Origin of the sequence: Paraburkholderia sp., from assembly GCF_035948235.1 — a bacterium.
Lineage (GTDB): Bacteria > Pseudomonadota > Gammaproteobacteria > Burkholderiales > Burkholderiaceae > Paraburkholderia.
This window is the reverse complement of record NZ_DASZJJ010000041.1, coordinates 1-17,129: the sequence shown is the minus strand read 5'-3', so window position 1 is coordinate 17,129 and position 17,129 is coordinate 1. Positions and strand designations below refer to the sequence as shown.

General features: G+C 63.5%; 13 protein-coding genes and 1 pseudogene. 8 read left to right on the top strand and 6 right to left on the bottom strand.

Going from position 1 to position 17,129, the window contains the following annotated elements; all coding sequences use genetic code 11:
- Both VG320_RS02630 and VG320_RS02625 read right to left on the bottom strand, forming a co-directional pair.
- Positions 1-324 (bottom strand): annotated as a pseudogene (locus VG320_RS02630) (hopanoid biosynthesis associated radical SAM protein HpnJ); the annotation flags it as partial.
- Between the two features lie 451 nt (positions 325-775).
- Positions 776-973 carry a hypothetical protein gene (locus VG320_RS02625; RefSeq protein WP_327198608.1) on the bottom strand — a complete coding sequence of 66 codons (198 nt, stop codon included), beginning with the start codon at positions 971-973 and terminating at the stop codon, positions 776-778.
- Between the two features lie 463 nt (positions 974-1,436).
- Here VG320_RS02625 and VG320_RS02620 point away from each other — a divergent pair, with 463 nt between their 5' ends.
- From VG320_RS02620 to VG320_RS02595, 6 genes are all read left to right on the top strand, one after another.
- On the top strand, positions 1,437-2,771 hold the full coding sequence (locus VG320_RS02620; RefSeq protein WP_327198607.1) for an efflux RND transporter periplasmic adaptor subunit: 1,335 nt from the start codon (positions 1,437-1,439) through the stop codon (positions 2,769-2,771).
- A gap of 18 nt (positions 2,772-2,789) precedes the next feature.
- Positions 2,790-5,957, top strand: a complete 3,168-nt coding sequence (locus tag VG320_RS02615) for an efflux RND transporter permease subunit (RefSeq protein ID WP_327198606.1) — start codon at positions 2,790-2,792, stop codon at positions 5,955-5,957.
- On the top strand, positions 5,954-9,268 hold the full coding sequence (locus VG320_RS02610; RefSeq protein WP_327198605.1) for an efflux RND transporter permease subunit: 3,315 nt from the start codon (positions 5,954-5,956) through the stop codon (positions 9,266-9,268). The genes VG320_RS02615 and VG320_RS02610 overlap by 4 nt, the downstream gene beginning before the upstream one ends.
- A gap of 29 nt (positions 9,269-9,297) precedes the next feature.
- Positions 9,298-10,809 carry an efflux transporter outer membrane subunit gene (locus tag VG320_RS02605; protein WP_327198609.1) on the top strand — a complete coding sequence of 504 codons (1,512 nt, stop codon included), beginning with the start codon at positions 9,298-9,300 and terminating at the stop codon, positions 10,807-10,809.
- Positions 10,810-11,003: 194 nt separating this feature from the next.
- Positions 11,004-11,312: a hypothetical protein gene (locus VG320_RS02600; protein ID WP_327198604.1), complete on the top strand. Its 309-nt coding sequence runs from the start codon at positions 11,004-11,006 to the stop codon at positions 11,310-11,312.
- 324 nt (positions 11,313-11,636) lie between these two features.
- Positions 11,637-12,089 carry a YMGG-like glycine zipper-containing protein gene (locus tag VG320_RS02595; RefSeq protein WP_327198603.1) on the top strand — a complete coding sequence of 151 codons (453 nt, stop codon included), beginning with the start codon at positions 11,637-11,639 and terminating at the stop codon, positions 12,087-12,089.
- A gap of 75 nt (positions 12,090-12,164) precedes the next feature.
- Here the strand turns inward: VG320_RS02595 and VG320_RS02590 are convergent, their stop codons facing one another.
- On the bottom strand, positions 12,165-12,629 hold the full coding sequence (locus VG320_RS02590) for a PACE efflux transporter (protein ID WP_327198602.1): 465 nt from the start codon (positions 12,627-12,629) through the stop codon (positions 12,165-12,167).
- A gap of 146 nt (positions 12,630-12,775) precedes the next feature.
- Complete coding sequence (gene nfsB / locus VG320_RS02585) at positions 12,776-13,426, bottom strand: oxygen-insensitive NAD(P)H nitroreductase (RefSeq protein ID WP_327198601.1); 651 nt, start codon at positions 13,424-13,426, stop codon at positions 12,776-12,778.
- Positions 13,427-13,559: 133 nt separating this feature from the next.
- On the opposite strand from nfsB, the gene VG320_RS02580 reads away from it, so the two are divergent.
- Together VG320_RS02580 and VG320_RS02575 are read left to right on the top strand one after the other, a co-directional pair.
- Positions 13,560-13,979 carry a secondary thiamine-phosphate synthase enzyme YjbQ gene (locus VG320_RS02580; protein ID WP_327198600.1) on the top strand — a complete coding sequence of 140 codons (420 nt, stop codon included), beginning with the start codon at positions 13,560-13,562 and terminating at the stop codon, positions 13,977-13,979.
- Positions 13,980-14,100: 121 nt separating this feature from the next.
- On the top strand, positions 14,101-14,814 hold the full coding sequence (locus tag VG320_RS02575) for a dienelactone hydrolase family protein (RefSeq protein ID WP_327198599.1): 714 nt from the start codon (positions 14,101-14,103) through the stop codon (positions 14,812-14,814).
- A 93-nt stretch (positions 14,815-14,907) separates the two neighbouring features.
- Here the strand turns inward: VG320_RS02575 and VG320_RS02570 are convergent, their stop codons facing one another.
- Both VG320_RS02570 and VG320_RS02565 read right to left on the bottom strand, forming a co-directional pair.
- On the bottom strand, positions 14,908-16,434 hold the full coding sequence (locus VG320_RS02570; RefSeq protein WP_327198598.1) for a purine-cytosine permease family protein: 1,527 nt from the start codon (positions 16,432-16,434) through the stop codon (positions 14,908-14,910).
- A 39-nt stretch (positions 16,435-16,473) separates the two neighbouring features.
- The coding region (locus VG320_RS02565; protein ID WP_327198597.1) for an aldehyde dehydrogenase family protein at positions 16,474-17,129 on the bottom strand (656 nt) is incomplete at its 5' end.

The following is a 17,129-nucleotide window of genomic DNA, read 5'->3' as shown; positions in this document are numbered from 1 at the left end:
CATCACCTTCGCGCCCACCATGCCGACCAGCAGCGACGGTTTGCGCTTTTTCAGGTCTTCCGCGAAAAGTGCATCGGTGGGAAACGACGGCGTGCTCGTGTGGATGATGACGAGGTCATAGTCCATCGCGATCTTCAGCGTCTCTTCAACGCCGATGCCATCGGCGGGTGCGTCCAGCACGCGGCTCTCGGGCACCAGCGCAGCGGGCTGGGCAAGCCAGGTCGGATACCAGAACGAGCGGATCTCGCGCTTCGCCTGATAGCGCGAACCCGCGCCACCGTCAAAGCCATCGTAAGACGGGGCCTGCAAAAAGAGCGTTTTCATGTCGTCGATACTGCCGCGACAGTTCGCGGACTTACGCCAAAGTGTGGGTTCCGGATCGGAGTGTTGCGTGTTTTGTCGCATGCCCGAGTTGCAAACACAGGGCTGCGACTGCAAATACTTCCAATTGCATTTCAATCTGCATGCGATTTCTCATTCGATTTCGCATTCAAACGGGCATTTGCACCGCTGATTGAAAGCATTGGATAAAAGCAACGGCCTCCAGCCCCCGAGCCTACCGACGCCGCCTGAAGAGAACCTTAGCTGGCGGGGTCCAAATGCGCCAGGCGACCCGATATTCAGGAGCGAACCGTTACGGCGCGTTACGACATGGCGCTGGCTCACGTGCTAGAAGCCCGCACTTAGCGCCATTCGTCCCGCCGCTAACGTTCTAGTTTCTCCGATGAATATGACAAACACTCAAGCGCAACCGTATCACTGGCGCGCGCCTGCATTACCAGCCCGGGCCTTTGTCCTGGCAGGCAAGCAGACACCCGAGCGCCGACACCGTTCCCGCCACGCCGATGCCCGTTCCCAGTGCGATATTTTCAAGCGTTGTTGAACAGCCCTGCAGCGACATGGCGCCCGCAACAGCGAGTCCCAGCATCAAGCGATTGAATGCACGCTGAATGGATAAATGATGTTTTGACATGCTCCGGTCACCTCCCAGTACCTGTTACGGCTTATCAGGACGAGAGCATAACGATCGGACACGGACGCGATTCCCGGAGCTACGTCCGGCAAATCAAGGCCCTTACAAGCTATTTCACGAGGGTCGTGGGTGACGTATTTATCGCTGCGCCGTCCCTTGTTTTCATCGCCTTGTAATACGCCAAAACCTTTCAATTAACCTACGTTTCGAAATTAGCGCGCGAGTTGGTTAGACTGCAGGTCTCGGGCTCTGGCGTATCCGGCATGCATGCCGGATATGTGCAGCGCCTGCACACAACAACCATGAGAATTCGTATGCGAACCGACGACAACCGGCACGGCGCCTGCGCGGCCCGCCTGCCGCGCGCCCCCCACGGTCCCAGCTTGCGCGCGAGTGCGCGTGCAGCGCAATACGCTGGCACGAACGGCCCGGTCGGCGTCGCTGTTCATTTCGGGAGACTGGCATGAGCGACACGCCTAACCAACCGCCCGCTTCCTCCACGCCGCCCAGGCCGCCGGCCGTGGTGACGCCGCCCGCCTCAAACCCGCCGCCGCCCAGGCGCCGCGGTCGCGGCCGGTGGATCCTGCTTGCGTTGCTCGTGATCCTGATCGTCGTCGTAGCCGTTCACATCCTGCATCGCAAAAAGCCCACGCGCGGCGCGGCGCCTCAGGTCGTGACGGTCGCACCGGCCACCGTCGGTTCGATGCCGGTCACGCTCGATGCGCTCGGCACCGTCACGCCGATCGCCACCGTCACGGTGCTTCCGCAACTGAGCGGCTATCTAACCGAAGTTGGCTATCGCGAAGGCCAGGATGTCGTCAAAGGTCAGTTCCTCGCACAGATCGATCCGCGCCAGTATGAGATCAGCAAGGAACAGGCCGAGGCGCAGCTTGCCAAGGACCGCGCTTCGCTCGCCCAAGCTCGCGCCGATCTCGAGCGCTACGCGCAACTGAACGAGAAGAAGTCGATCGCCGAACAGACCTATAGCGACCAGAAGTTCCTCGTCGCGCAGGACGAGGCCGCCGTGAAGTCAGACCTCGCCAACATCAAGCAATACGAACTCGACCTGATCTATTGCCGCATCACCGCGCCCGTCTCCGGCCGCGTGGGCCTGCGTCTGGTCGATCCGGGCAATTACGTGACGGCGTCCAGCTCCACGGGCATCGCCGTGATCACCACAATCAAGCCCACCACCGTGCAGTTCACGGTGCCGCAGAACTCGCTATCCAATGTGCTGCAGCGCGTCAACGCAGGCGCGAAACTGCCTATCACCATCTTCAACAGCGAAAACACGAAGCAACTGGCAACCGGCACGCTCTACGCGATCAGCAACCAGATGGCCACGGCTACCGGCACGGTCACGCTGCGCGCAAGCGTCCCCAACGACGACGAAGCCCTGTTCCCCAACGAGTTCGTCAACGTGCGCCTGCTGGTGGACACGCTGCAGAATGCCGTGCTCGTGCCCACGCCCGCCGTGCAGTCGGGCGCGCCTGGCGACTACGTCTACCTCGTGAACGCCGACAACACCGTGTCGGTCCACAAGGTCACGCTCGGCCCGAGCGACGGGCAGCACACCGTCATCACGGCAGGGCTGCAGGCAGGCCAGCAGGTGGTGACCGACGGGCTCGACCGCCTCAACGACGGCACCAAAATCCAGCCGTCGACCGGCAAGCCCGCCGCCGCCAGCGCTGCCAGCGGCGCGGCACGCGTGCGCGGCGCCTCGCACGCGCAAGCGGCTTCCGCTGCAGCCGATGCCTCGGGCGCGCAAGCGGCCTCCGCGCCCGCTGCGGCCTCCTGATCCCACGCCTGAGCGTCGATGAATATCTCGCGTCTTTTCATTCTGCGGCCCGTCGCGACATCGTTGTTGATGATCGCGATGGTGCTGGTCGGGCTCGTGGCGATGAAGTTCCTGCCCGTGTCGTCGCTGCCCTCCGTCGATTACCCGACGATCCAGGTGCAGACCTTCTACCCCGGCGCCAGCCCGAGCGTCATGGCGACCACCGTAACCGCGCCGCTGGAAGTGCAGCTCGGCGAGATTCCGGGTCTGCAGCAGATGGTCTCTTACAGCTCCGAGGGCGCCTCGGTCATCACGCTGCAATTCGATCTCTCGCTCAATCTGGACGTGGCCGAGCAGAACGTGCAGCAGGCCATCAACGCCGCCAACAGCTTCCTGCCGAGCGGCCTGCCCGCGCCGCCGACCTACGCCAAGGTCAATCCCGCCGACCAGCCGATCCTCACGCTCGCGGTCACGTCGAATTCGATGTCGCTCACGCAGTTGCAGGACGCGGCCAATAACCGGCTTGCCACCAAGATTTCCGAAGTGCCGGGCGTGGGTCTGGTGAGTACGGCGGGCGGCAACGTGCCGGCCGTGCGCGTGGAAGCCGATCCGCAAAAGCTCGCGGCCTACGGCCTGAATCTGGACGATCTGCGCACGCTACTCGCCAACGTGAATGTGAGCGCGCCGAAGGGCAACTTCGACGGCCCCGAGCTCGACTACACGATCAACTCCAACGACCAGATTTCCGATCCCAAGGACTACGAAAATACGGTCATCGCCTATCAGAACGGCTCGCCGGTCTTTATGCGCGACGTCGCGCGCGTGTCCACGGCGGCGCAGGATGTCGAGCGCGGCGCGTGGTACAACAAGCAGCCCGCCATCGTGCTCAACGTGCAGCGCCAGCCGGGCGCCAACGTGATCGCCACCGTCAACCAGATCACGCGCGAGTTGCCGCAACTCGAAGCGACGCTGCCCGCCGGCATGAAGGTCACCGTGGTGTCGAACAGCGTGGGCGTCATCCAGGCCTCCGTGCACGACGCCGCGTTCGAACTCGTGCTCGCCGTCGCGCTGGTGGTGGCGGTGATCTTCGTGTTCCTGCGCAATCTGCCCGCCACCATCATCCCGAGCATCTCCGTGCCGGTCTCGCTGATCGGCACGCTGGCCGTGATGTACGAGCTGGGCTATTCGATCGACAATCTCTCGCTGATGGCGCTCATCATCGCCACGGGCTTCGTGGTGGACGACTCGATCGTGATGATCGAAAACGTCGTGCGCTATCTTGAGGAAGGCGAAAAGCCCTTGCAAGCGGCACTCAAGGGCGCGGGCCAGATCGGCTTCACGATTCTCTCGCTGACGATTTCGCTGATCGCCGTGCTGATTCCGCTGCTCTTCATGGGCGGCGTGATCGGGCGTCTCTTTAGCGAATTCGCCGTCACGCTCGCGGTGACTATCGTGCTGTCCGCCGTGGTATCGCTGACCGTCGTGCCGATGATGTGCGCGCGGATCCTGCGCGCCCAAGCTGAGCGCCACCCCAGCCGCTTCGAGCGCATCAGCGAAGGCCTGTTCGACAAGACGCTCAACGCCTATGAACGCGGTCTGCGCTGGGTGCTCGACCATCAGGTGCTCACGCTGATTGTTTTCGTAGTGACCGTCGCGCTGACGGGCCTGCTCTACGTGGTGATTCCCAAGGGCCTCTTCCCCGTGCAGGACGTGGGCGTGATCCAGGGGATCAGCGTGGCCGACAACTCCGTGTCGTACTCGGGAATGGTGCGGCGCCAGTCGGCGCTTGCCGAAGAAATTCTCAAGGACCCCGATGTGGAGTCGCTCACCTCTTACGTGGGCATCGACGGCATCAATAACACGCTCAACAACGGCCGCTTCCTGATCAACCTGAAAGCGCATGACGACCGTTCCGAAAGCGCCGAGGAAATCGCGCGGCGCATCCAGCAGTCGGTCGCGAAGGTCGCGGGCATTCGTCTTTATCTGCAGCCCGAACAGGATCTGACGCTCGACACCACCGTGTCGCCCAACCAGTACAACTTCGTGTTGCGCGGCCCGAACCAGCAGGCCTTCAATCAGTACGTGCCCGCGCTGATCGACAAGATGAAGCAGATTCCGTCGATCAGCGACGTCACGAGCGATCTGAACACCGACGGCCTTTCTGTCGATGTCGAAGTGAACCGCCAGCTTGCGGCGCGCTACGGCATCACCGCGGCGACCATCGACAACGCGCTCTACGACGCCCTGGGCCAGCGCATCGTCTCGACCATCTTCCAGCAGTCGGACCAGTACCGCGTGATCCTGGTGGCAAAGCCCGAGTCCCTGCCCACGGTCGATTCGATCGGCGACATCTATCTGCCGAGCCAGACGGCAAGCACGGGCCAGGTGCCGCTCAAGGGCATCGCGACGATCCGCATCACGCGCTCGCCGCTGACGATCAGCCATCTCGCGCAATTCCCCTCGGTGACGATCTCGTTCAATCTGGCCGATGGCGCGTCGCTGTCCGCCGCCGTGCGCGACGTGCGCAAGGCCGAAGCCGACGTGAAGCTGCCGCCGTCGATCACCTCGTCGTTCCAGGGCGCGGCGCAGGCTTTCGAGGACTCGCTCTCCTCCGAAGTCTACTTGCTGCTCGCGGCGCTGATCGCCGTCTATATCGTGCTGGGCGTGCTGTACGAAAGCTACGTGCATCCGGTGACGATTCTGTCTACGCTGCCTTCGGCGGGTATTGGCGCGCTGCTCGCGCTGATGATCGCGGGCAAGGATCTGGACGTGATCGGCATTATCGGCATCGTGCTGCTGATCGGCATCGTCAAGAAGAACGCCATCATGATGGTGGACTTCGCGCTGGAAGCCGAACGCGTGCACGGCAAGCCGCCGCGCGAGGCGATTTTCGAGGCGTCGCTGCTGCGCTTCCGCCCGATCCTGATGACCACGCTTGCGGCCATGCTGGGTGCGCTGCCGATGCTGCTGGGCAGCGGCACCGGCTCGGAATTGCGCCGCCCGCTGGGTCTGGCGATCATCGGCGGGCTCACGGTGTCGCAATTGCTCACGCTCTTCACGACGCCCGTGATCTATCTGTTCTTCGACCGCCTGGCGATCCGCTTTGGCCGCAAGCACAAGCCTGAAGACGATGGCGACGCCGATACCGATGGTACGGACGGCCGTGACGAGCCGCCGCGCACGCCCGCACCCGAGGGCACGCCGTGAACCTGTCGGCGCTCTTTATCCGCAGGCCGGTCGCGACTTCGCTGCTGGCGATCGCGATCCTGCTGGCCGGTACGCTGGCCTTTTTCCGGCTGCCGGTCGCGCCACTGCCCAACATCGCCTATCCGGTGATCGTGGTGCAGGCCAATATGGCGGGCGCAAGCCCCGACACCATGGCCTCGACCGTGGCCGAGCCGCTGGAGCGGCGTCTGGGCACCATCGCCGACGTCAGCCAGCTCACCTCGATCAACAACGTGGGGACGTCGACGATCGTGGTCGTGTTCGGCCTGAATCGCGACATCAACGGCGCCGCGCGCGACGTGGAAGCCGCCATCCAGGCCGCACGCGCGGACCTGCCCACCACGTTACGCAGTAACCCGACCTATCGCCAGTACAACCCCGCGAGCGCGCCGATCATGGTGCTCGCGCTCACCTCGGACACGCTCACCAAGGCGCAGCTCTACGATTCCGCCGATTCGGTGATCATGCAGCAGCTTTCGCAGGTGGACGGCGTGGGCCAGATCACGCTGGGCGGCGGCGCGCTGCCTTCGGTACGCGTGGAACTGGAGCCGGGCAAGCTCAACAGCTACGGCATTGGCCTTGAAGATGTGCGAGCGGCCATCGGCGCGGCCAATGCCGATAGCGCCAAGGGCCATCTCGATCAGGGCGACCAGCGCTTCGTAGTGACCTCGAACGACCAGATCACCAGCGCCGCGCCCTATCGCGACGTGGTGATCGCCTATCGCGACGGCGCGCCGGTCTATCTGCGCGACGTGGGCACGGTGCGCGACTCCAACGAAAACATCCGCAACGCCGGCCTCTATAACGGTAAGTCGGCCGTGCTCGTGATTGTCTATCCGATGCCGGGCAGCAACGTCGTGAAAACCGTGCAGCAGATCCAGGCGCGCCTGCCCAATATCGAGGCCGCGCTGCCCGCCACCATCAAGGTGAACGTGGCGGTGGACCGTTCGGAATCGGTGCGCGCGTCGGTGGCCGATACGGAGCGCACGCTCTTTATCGCCGTGTTGCTGGTGATTGGCGTGGTGTTCGTGTTCCTGCTCTCGCCGCGCGCCACGCTGATTCCCGCCGTGGCGCTGCCGCTGTCGATCATCGGCACGTTCGGGCCCATGTATCTGCTTGGCTACAGCATCGACAATCTATCGCTGATGGCGCTCACCATCGGCACCGGCTTCGTGGTGGACGATGCCGTGGTGGTGCTGGAAAACATCGTGCGCCATATGGAGGCCGGGCTCGATCCGAAGGAAGCGGCGCTGCGCGGCTCGGGCGAAGTGGGCTTCACGGTGCTGTCCATGAGCCTGTCGCTGATCGCCGTGTTCCTGCCGATCCTGCTGATGCCCGGCATCGTCGGCCTGCTGTTTCATGAGTTCGCGATGACGCTGTCGATCGCCATTGTGATCTCGCTGATCGTGTCGCTCACGGTCACGCCTACGATGTGCGCCTATGTGCTCAAGCGCGAGCGCGAAAAGAAAGCGCCGTCGCGCGTGGCCGCGTGGATCGACGCGCAATTCGAGCGCTTCAAGCAGTTCTATTCGCGCACGCTCGACGCCGTGCTCGATCATGCGGTGCTGGTGATCGTGCTGCTGTTCCTGCTGCTGATCGGCAACGTGTTTCTCGCGCGGCTGCTGTCGGGCACCTTCTTCCCCGAGCAGGACACGGGCATTCTGATCGGCCAGATCGTCGCCGACCAGAGCATTTCCTTCACGGCGATGGAGAAGAAACTCGCGCAGCTGCAGGACATCGTGCAGAAAGATCCTGCCGTGGCTTCGGTGGCGGGCTTCACCGGCGGGCGCGCGCTCAACACGGCGAACGTCTTTATCGAGCTTAAACCGCTCGCGCAGCGCAAGCTCTCCGCCACGGAGATCGTGAACCGTCTGCGACCGAAGCTCAATGCGGTCTCGGGCGCGCGCCTTTTCCTGGTGGCGCAACAGGATCTGCAGATTGGCGGGCGGCAGTCAGCGGCCGAGTATCAGTACACGCTCACCAGCGACGACGCCAACGCGCTGTTCGAATGGACACCCAAACTCGTCGATGCGCTGAACAAGTATCGCGGCACCATCATCGACGTGAATTCCGACCTGCAACAGAACGGCCTGCAGGCCTATGTGACGGTGAACCGCGCGACCGCCAAGCGCTATGGCTTCGATCCGAACCAGGTGGACAGCGTGCTTTACGACGCCTTCGGCCAGCGCACGGTATCGACCATTTACAACCCGATCAACCAGTATTTCGTGGTGATGGAAGTGGCGCCGCAATACTGGCAGTATCCGCAGTCGTTCAGCCGTATCTGGCTGAGCACGGCGGCGGGGAATGCGAGCGGGTCGGCGTCTACGCAGATGTCGGGCAGCACGGTCTCGGGCGTCACCGCCTATACCGCAGAGAGCACCACGACGACGAGCACAAGCAGCACGAACTCGCGCAACGCGAACGCCGTGGCCAACCAGCAGAACAACTCGATCGCCAACAGCAAGGGCGGCAGTTCGAGCGGCAGCGCGGACAGTACCGCCGCCGAGACCATGGTGCCCGTCAACGCGCTGATGACCTGGACCACCGGCCACACCGCTACCCAGGTCAATCACCAGAGCGGCCAGGTAGCGGGCACGATCTCGTTCAATCTGCCCCAGGGCGGCTCGCTTTCGGAGGCAAGCAAGATCATCGAGCAGGCGCAACGCGACATCGGCATGCCCGCCTCCGTCCATGGCGCGTTCGCGGGCGCGGCCCAGGCGTATGCGCAGTCGATGGGAACGGTGCCGCTGCTGATTATCGCGGCGCTGGTGGTGGTGTATATCGTGCTGGGCGTGCTGTATGAAAACACCATTCACCCGCTGACGATTCTCTCGACGTTGCCCTCGGCGGGCATTGGCGCGATCCTGGCGATGCTGATTTTCGGCACGCCGTTCTCGGTGATCGCGATGATCGGCATCATCCTGCTGATTGGTATCGTCAAGAAGAACGGCATCATGATGGTGGATGTGGCGATCCAGTTGCAGCGCAACGAAGGCCGCAACGCGCGCGATGCGATCCACGAAGCCGCCGTGGTGCGTCTGCGCCCGATCATGATGACGACCTTCGCCGCGGTGCTGGGCGCGGTGCCGCTCGCGATCGGCATTGGCCAGGGCGCGTCGCTGCGCCAGCCGCTGGGCGTGACGGTGATGGGCGGCCTGATCCTCAGCCAGTTCTTTACGCTGTACACCACGCCCGTGATTTATCTGTTCCTCGACCGTGGGCGCGCCCGCCTCGCCCGCTGGGCCGCACGCCTGCCCTGGAACCGTCAGGCCGATGAGAGCGCATCATGAAGATTCATCCAATCGATTTCACTCTGTCCATGAAAGCACGCTCGACCTTGCGCCCCTTGCGCCTATTGCCGTTGAGCCTCGCGCTGCTGATGGGCGGCTGCATGGTCGGTCCCGATTATCATCGCCCGCAGGTCGCCACGCCCGCGCAGTGGAAGGAGCTGCCGGGCTGGACCCAGGCCGATCCGTCCGCTGCGGCCGGCCCCAAGGGCGACTGGTGGACCGGCTTCCAGGACCCGCTGCTTGACGAGCTGGAGCCGCTCGTGGCCGTCTCGAATCAGACCGTGGCGCAGGACTACGCCAACTATCAGGAAGCGCTGGCCGAAGTGCGCGTCGCGCGCGCGAGCCTCTTTCCCACCATCGGCGTGACCGGGTCGGCCACGCGCGAGCGGGCGTCCACCAGCACGACCAGCAGCTTTAGCAGCGGCGGCGCGCGCATCGTCAATTCGGGTTCGCTTGAGGCGAATGTGAGCTGGACGATCGACTTCTGGGGCCAGGTGCGCCGCCAGATCGAGGAACAATCGGCCACCGCGCAGGCCAGCGAAGCGACGCTTGCCAATGCCAAACTTTCCGAGCAGATCGCGCTGGCCAATGCCGTGATCGATCTGCGCGTGACCGATGCCGATATCGATCTGCTCACCCAGACAGTTGAGGCGTACAAGAACTCGCTGCGCGTGGTGACCGACCAGGACACGGCGGGCACCGTGGCCCCTTCCGATCTCATCACGGCGCGCACGCAACTGGAAAACGCGCAAGCGAGCCTGATTGCGCTGGGCGTGTCGCGCGCGCAGTACGAGCATGCGATTGCGGTGCTGGTTGGTCGCAATCCCGAAGATATGACGATCCCGCACAGCGGCAAGCTGCCCATCCTGCCGGAAATCCCGGCTGGCGTGCCTTCGACGATCCTGCAACGGCGTCCCGATGTCGCCACGGCGGAACGGCAGATGGCTTCGGCGAATGCGGCGATCGGCGTCGCCATCGCTGCCTACTACCCGACGATTTCGCTTTCGGCGCTCGATGGATTTACGCAGGCGCCGCTCGCGGGGCTGCTGCACGTGAGCAATTACGTGTGGTCGCTGGGCGCGAGTGCCACCGAAACGATCTTCGACGGCGGCGAGCGCAGCGCCGAAGTCGCGGTGGCGCGCGCGAGCTATAACGCTGCGGTCGCGAACTATCGCGGCACGGTGCTCAGCGCATTCCAGAGCGTGGAAAACGATCTTTCGGGCCTGCGGATTCTGGCGCAGCAAAGCGACGCGCTGGACGCCGCCGTACGCGACTCGATACGCGGCGCACAGATCGCACAGAACGAATATCAGGCTGGCACAGTGGACTACACCACGGTAGCAACCGCTCAAGCCACTCAGTTGAGCACGCAACAAAGTGCGCTCACGGTGCAGCAATCCCGGTTGCTGGATGCGGCGGCATTGATCGGCGATCTGGGCGGCGGATGGACCGGTGCGCTTCACGATGCGAGCCATCCGCAGCAGGTGAGCATCGATCCGGATGCCGATGCGAGCACCAAGGCCGCTCCACCGGCGCAATAGGCCACTGCGTCCCTGGACTACAGGATTATTCGAACAAGCCCCTTTCCAGGGGCTTTTCTTTTGGCGATCAGGTGATTGACAGACGGAGTTGTAAAGAAGCGTTAACTCGCGCCAACCGCGTCAACGCCTTTCTCCGCCTGCCCGTTAGCCGTGCAGACGCAAATGGCGTCGGTCAATCAAGCTTGAGGAAGAATATGAAGAAGTCGTCCATCGCCGTTTTGATTTCCCTGTCCGCGTTTGCGGGTATCGCATCCGCGCAGGACGTGGATAACGGCATTCAGGTGAGCCGTGACCCGGCACGCGCCGCACAGATCGAAGCTCACGCTCGCAACGTTCAGGCACAGCCCTCGACCATGCAGTTCGACGAAGGCTCGGATGCCATGCGCGCGCCGGCTGCGCACACGCAAAGCCATTACGCACATGGCGCTTCGCATTCGAAGAACACCGCGAAGAAGCACGCCCACAAGCACGAGAAGCACCATAAGCATCACGCGGCTAAATAACGCATCGGCCAAAGCCGCAGAGGCAGCGCCTCTGTCGGCTTGCCGCGTTTGATACGAAGTTCGACAACATTCGTTCGCACTCCATTTGAAACGAGCGCAAACATTACACCGCTTCGCCTTGACGCAGACAGGGTTTCGCTCGACAAAGTGCACACTCTGCTTTCGATGCCTGGGACGTTTAGATATGCTGCATTGTCGGCTCTCTATTGCGGCGACGCTGCAATATCCCGTGGCGCAAACATCACGCTGCCTGCCGGCTCGCACCATCACAACATGCCGCGCCAAGCGATGCGCGGCACCCTACACTGTGTCCCGGAGTGCTCCATGAAACAGCTTGGCGTTGGTCTCCTGCTGGCGTTTTCGTCGCTGACGTTTGCGCAACAGCATCCCGCCGTGTATCCCGCACATGGCCAGTCTCCGCAGAAACAGCAACAGGACGAAGGCGCCTGTTATGCCTGGGCTAAACAGAACACCGGCATCGATCCCGCCGTCGCCGCGCAACCCGTCCCGCCCCCCACCCAGCCCACCGGAGCACGCGTGGGCGGCGCAGCACGCGGCGCCGCAGCCGGCGCGATCATCGGCGATGTGAGTGGCAATGACGCAGGTCACGGCGCAGCGGTGGGCGCGACGGCAGGCGCGCTTGCGGGCGGCGTGCGCGCGCGCCGCGAACATGCGGCCCAGGCCCAGGCGCAGCAGCAGGCACAAGGCGCCGAACTCGCTACCTACTGGAGGTCGTTCGGCGCGTGTATGCAGGGGCGTGGCTACTCGGTGCAGTAACGCTTGATCAGGATTGCAAACAAGTTAGCCGCGATCTGACAGGATTCGAGCCGTGACGATGCGACAGCTACGCTGTCAATTGCACGGCTCGGCCTGCGAATTGCGCGACGATCCTGACAACGGCATCGCCGAAGCCGGCAGCCCGAAAATCGCATCGAAGATCAGATTGAAGATATACGCGTAGACGAGGAAGAACACCGTGAGGCCGATGTCCATGACAAAGGCCTCGACCAGCGATACGCGCAGCGTCAGCGCGATCATCGGCACGAGAAAGACGACCAGGCCGCCCTCGAAACCAACCGCATGCATGATGCGTCGCAAGGGACTGCGCCCGCGTTTGGTCTGCCGCACTTCCCAGCGTTCGAAAAGCCAGTTGTAGACGGCGTTCCACGCAACCGCGACCAGCGAGGTAAAAATCGCCGCCGCGCCCGCGCGGTCCATGCCGCTACCGGCGACCGAGGCAAAGCTCGTGCCGGTAATGAGAATTCCGAACCCCTCGAACAGCGTGAGATAGACGATCCGGCGCTTGATGCCCTGCATACGCTGAACGCTCCGTTATGTCGTTTTGTAACGCGTCACTGGAAGCGCCGATGGTACACGAGCGCGAATAACCGCAGCGTTGCCGCGGTTATCGGCGAAATCAAGCGGCGAAATCAAGCGCTGAACCGCGCAACGCTGGTCGACGCTCAGAGTTCGGTAAAGACCGCCTGCGTCGTCAGACGCGACTTCGGCAGTTTGCCGTTGAAGTCGTCGGCGCTACGATAGCCCAGACCCACTACGACGATCGCCGTCAGGCCGCGCGCGGCCAGACCCAGTTCTTCGTCCAGCGCCTTCGCGTCGAAACCTTCCATCGGGCAGGCGTCGATTTCAAGCGTCGATGCGCCGATCAGCAACGTGCCCAGCGCCAGATACGCCTGCTTTTCCATCCACGCGGACAGATCGTCGCGCTCGCGATGCAGGTTGACGTAAAAGCCGCGCGTGTTTTGCTGCATCGTCTTCGCTTCGGCGCTGGCGAAACGGCCATCGGCCTCTTCCTGCGCCAGCACGGCGTTCAGATGCGCTTCGTCCATATCCTTGCGCACGCACAGGACCATGACGTGCGAGGCGCGCGTGACCTTCGCTTCGTTATAGGCATAGCCCGGCTGCATCGACTTCGCCACGCGTGCGCGCGCGGCATCGCTTTCGGCCACGACGAAGTGCCACGGCTGCGAATTCACCGACGAGGGGCTGAAGCGGATCAGTTCCTTGAGTTGGTCGATGACGGCTGCGGGAATCTTGCGGGCGGAATCGAAAGCCTTGGTGGCGTAACGGGTCTTGGCGAAGTGGGTGAGATTCAACGACATACTCCTGGCATGCCCTAGGGAATCAGGGCGGTGATTTGGCAAGGCCGGTATCCTACCAGTCTGGGCCATTTTGCGTGCGGGGCGGCAGACTGCAACGCGCGCCACATCAATACCGGAGGATCCCACCATGCGCCAGACGATTCACCATCTGCGTGTCCACGCGCGCTCGCGCGGGCTGTTCGAATTCACGGACGAAGTCCGCGCATTCGTGCGGGAAAGCGGCATCGGCATTGGGCTGTTGACGCTGTTCTGCCGCCACACTTCGGCGTCGCTGCTGATCCAGGAAAATGCCGATTCATCGGTGCGCCGCGATCTCGAACGCTATTTCGACGAACTCGCGCCCGAAGACCCGCAGCGCTACGAGCATGACACCGAAGGCCCCGACGATATGCCCGCGCATCTGCGCACCGCCCTCACGCAGACGCAGTTGTCGATTCCCGTCGAGCACGGCGCGCCGCTGCTGGGCACCTGGCAGGGAATCTATCTGTTCGAGCATCGTCGCCACGCAAGCACGCGCGAGGTCGTTCTGCACCTGATCGGCGAATGATCCCGCGCCGCCGCATCAAGCAAAGCCTTCGCGCAGGCGCTATGCTTGCGTGTTGCGCTTTTTTCCCGGTTTTTCCCTGTTTTTTCCTTCAACCGATCGACCGAACCCTCGAGGAAATCTCATGAAACAGCACGCTGGCTCCATGATTAACTTCAACCGCCCCGACGGCAAATCGCTCCAGGGTTACCTGGCCACGCCGGAGAAAACCGAAGGCGCACCCGCCATCGTCGTGATTCAGGAATGGTGGGGCGTGAACGACCAGATTCGCGGCGTCGCCGACCGTCTCGCGCAAGCCGGCTACTACGCCCTCGTGCCCGACCTCTATCGCGGCAAGATCACCGTCGAAGAAGAAGAGGCGCACCATCTGATGACGGGCCTCGATTTTGGCGACGCCGCCTCGCAGGATATCCGCGGCGCCGTGGATCACCTCAAGACGCTGACCGATCGCGTCGGCGTGACCGGCTACTGCATGGGCGGCGCGCTTACGCTGCTGGCCGCCAACCAGATTCCGGACCTGGCGGGCGCGGTCGTGTGGTACGGCTTCCCGCCGCTCGAATACCTCGACGCCAGCAAGATCACCGTGCCGGTACTCGGTCACTGGGGCACGCAGGACGGCTTCTTCAACATCGAAACCGTCGGCGAACTCGAAACGAAGCTGCGTGACGGCGGCGTGAACGTCGAATTCCATCGCTACCTGGCATACCACGCCTTCGCCAACGAAACGGCAGTCGGCCCGGGCCGCATTGCGCACACGCAGTTCGATCCGGTCTGGTCGCAACTGGCATGGGACCGCACGCTGACGTTCTGGGGCCGCACGCTCTGGAAGCAAGGCTAAGCCCGCTCGTTTGACGCCGATGTAACAACGCGGCGCATGCTGTGAAGCGTGCGCCGCGTTTGTCTTTCTAAAGCAGCAACAACAGAAGTCGGCTTAGTGCGAGCGCCCCGCCGCGCCATCGAGCAGCGCGATTTCGCGTTCGCTTTGCTGCACGGCCTTGCGTTCGCCTTCGGCATCGATCGAGCGCGCCAGCACCAGATACACGAGCGCCGACACCAGCAGACCCACCGCCCACGCCACATCCACGCCGCCGATACGCGCCGCCAGCGGTCCCGTATAGATGCCGGGCAGCACGAAGAACGGCACCGTCGAAGCAAAACCCACCGCGTAAGCGATCAGCCCGCGCGCGCCCCATGCGCCGTACAGACCGTTGGGCGTGAAGAGTTGCGTAATTGCATAGTGGCCGCGCCGCACAAAGAAGAAGTCGACGAGATTCACCGACGTCCAAGGCACCAGCAGATACAGCATGATCGTGAGCGCCGCGAACAGGATGTCGATGGCATTGCCCGACAGCGACAGCGAAATCACCACCCACACGAGGCCAAGCACCAGCACCGTAATCACGCGCACCGTCGAAGTCGGTTTGACCGGCTTGAACGAATCCACCGCCGTGACCACTGTGAGCATCGCGCTATAGGCGTTCAGACCCATCGTCGCGACCATCGCGCCCACCGACGCCAGCGAGATCAGCACGCCAAAGCCACGGAACATCGCGTTGCCCGCGTCGTAGAGCGCAACCAGTCCGTCGGAAGCGCCCAGGCGCGTGGCAAGCCATGCACCCAGCGCGATCAACCAGATCGCCGACGCCGATGCGCCGATGAACACCGCCGCAATAATGGCGCGCGGTTTCGTTTCGCGCGGCAGATAGCGCGAGTAGTCCGACACATAGGGCGCGTAAGTGATGTTGTAGCTCGCGCTGGCAGCGAATTGCGCCGCGAACGCCACGAGCGAGAAACCGCCCACATGTGCAGCCACGCCGGCCTTCACGCCCACCGCGCCAAACACGATCCACAGCGTGAGCAGCACATAGAGCGGCAGGCTTGCCACCAGCAGCCACTTGAACACGCGATGCAGCCAGTCGTGCCCGTAGATCGCCAGCGCCAGCGCGATCAGCGCCGTCACGATGGTCACGAGCGTGGGCGACCAGCCGAAGATGCCCTTCACGCCGCTCGCCATCAGCACGGTATCGACCACGTTGAAGCCGATAAACGTGAACAGCGTTGCGATCAGGATCAGCACCACGCCGCGATAGCCGAACTGCGCACGCGACTGGATCATCTGCGGCAGGCCCAGATGCGCGCCCTGCGAAGCGTGAAACGCCATGAACAGCGTGCCGAACAAGATGCCGAGCACGCCCGAGAGGATCGTATAGCCCAGCGAAAGCCCCATGCTCGGACCCACGAAGCCGATGGCAATCGTGAAGAACTGGAAATTGCCGAGGAACCAGAACGGTCCCTGGCCCGCCACGCTGCCGTGGCGTTCGTGCGCGGGCACGTAATCGATCGAGCGCACCTCGATCTTGCGCCACTTGCCGGATTTCGCGCCGGAGGGATCAGCGCTATCGACGGTACCCGTCGCCTGCGGCGGCGGTGCCCAGCCATTAACGTTATCGGTGCTCATCTGTCTCTTCCTGTTGGATTCTATGGGGGACGCAGCGTGTTACGACTGCGGCGGATGAGCAGCGCCAACGCGCGCCCGGATGACGTGTTTGATTTCCTGGTAAGCGCGCACGCCCCAGGGACCGAGTTCGCGGCCAAGGCCGCTTAGCTTGCGTCCGCCCCAACCCGTCTGCGGAAAGATCACCTGCGGGGCATTGACCCAGACCGTGCCCGCTTCGCAGGCGTCGCTCACGCGTGCGGCGCGCTCGGCGTCCGCGGTGACGACCGTGGCGACGAGTCCGTAATCGCTATCGTTGGCCAGCGCAATCGCTTCGTATTCCGTATCGAATGCGCGCACCAGCGCGACCGGCCCGAAAATCTCCTCGCACCAGAGCACGTTGTCGGGCGCGACGTTGGTGCAAACCGTCGGCGCGACGAAGAATCCTGCACCGTGAGGCGCCGCCGCAGCGCCGCCACACAGCACGCGCGCGCCCTGCTCCTTGCCACGCGCGAGCAAGCCAAGCACGCGTTCGCGCTGCGCCGCGCTGATCAGCGGCCCCACGCGCACATCGGCAGCGTGTGGCGCGCCCACCACGGCGCTGCGCGCCAGCGCGACGAGTTTCTCGACGAAGGCATCGTGCAGCGCACGCGTCACCAGCACGCGTGAGGTCGCCGAACACATCTGCCCCGCGTTGAAAAACGCGCCGTTGAAGGCAA

Bases quoted from the DNA above. Each gene is read 5' to 3' on its own strand.
- VG320_RS02575 (WP_327198599.1), top strand. From the start codon at position 14,101: ATGAAACAGCACGCTGGCTCCATGATTAACTTCAACCGCCCCGACGGC.
- VG320_RS02580 (WP_327198600.1), top strand. From the start codon at position 13,560: ATGCGCCAGACGATTCACCATCTGCGTGTCCACGCGCGCTCGCGCGGG.
- VG320_RS02600 (WP_327198604.1), top strand. From the start codon at position 11,004: ATGAAGAAGTCGTCCATCGCCGTTTTGATTTCCCTGTCCGCGTTTGCG.
- VG320_RS02590 (WP_327198602.1), bottom strand. From the start codon at position 12,629: ATGCAGGGCATCAAGCGCCGGATCGTCTATCTCACGCTGTTCGAGGGG.
- VG320_RS02625 (WP_327198608.1), bottom strand. From the start codon at position 973: ATGTCAAAACATCATTTATCCATTCAGCGTGCATTCAATCGCTTGATG.
- VG320_RS02595 (WP_327198603.1), top strand. From the start codon at position 11,637: ATGAAACAGCTTGGCGTTGGTCTCCTGCTGGCGTTTTCGTCGCTGACG.
- VG320_RS02615 (WP_327198606.1), top strand. From the start codon at position 2,790: ATGAATATCTCGCGTCTTTTCATTCTGCGGCCCGTCGCGACATCGTTG.
- VG320_RS02570 (WP_327198598.1), bottom strand. From the start codon at position 16,434: ATGAGCACCGATAACGTTAATGGCTGGGCACCGCCGCCGCAGGCGACG.
- VG320_RS02605 (WP_327198609.1), top strand. From the start codon at position 9,298: ATGAAAGCACGCTCGACCTTGCGCCCCTTGCGCCTATTGCCGTTGAGC.
- VG320_RS02620 (WP_327198607.1), top strand. From the start codon at position 1,437: ATGAGCGACACGCCTAACCAACCGCCCGCTTCCTCCACGCCGCCCAGG.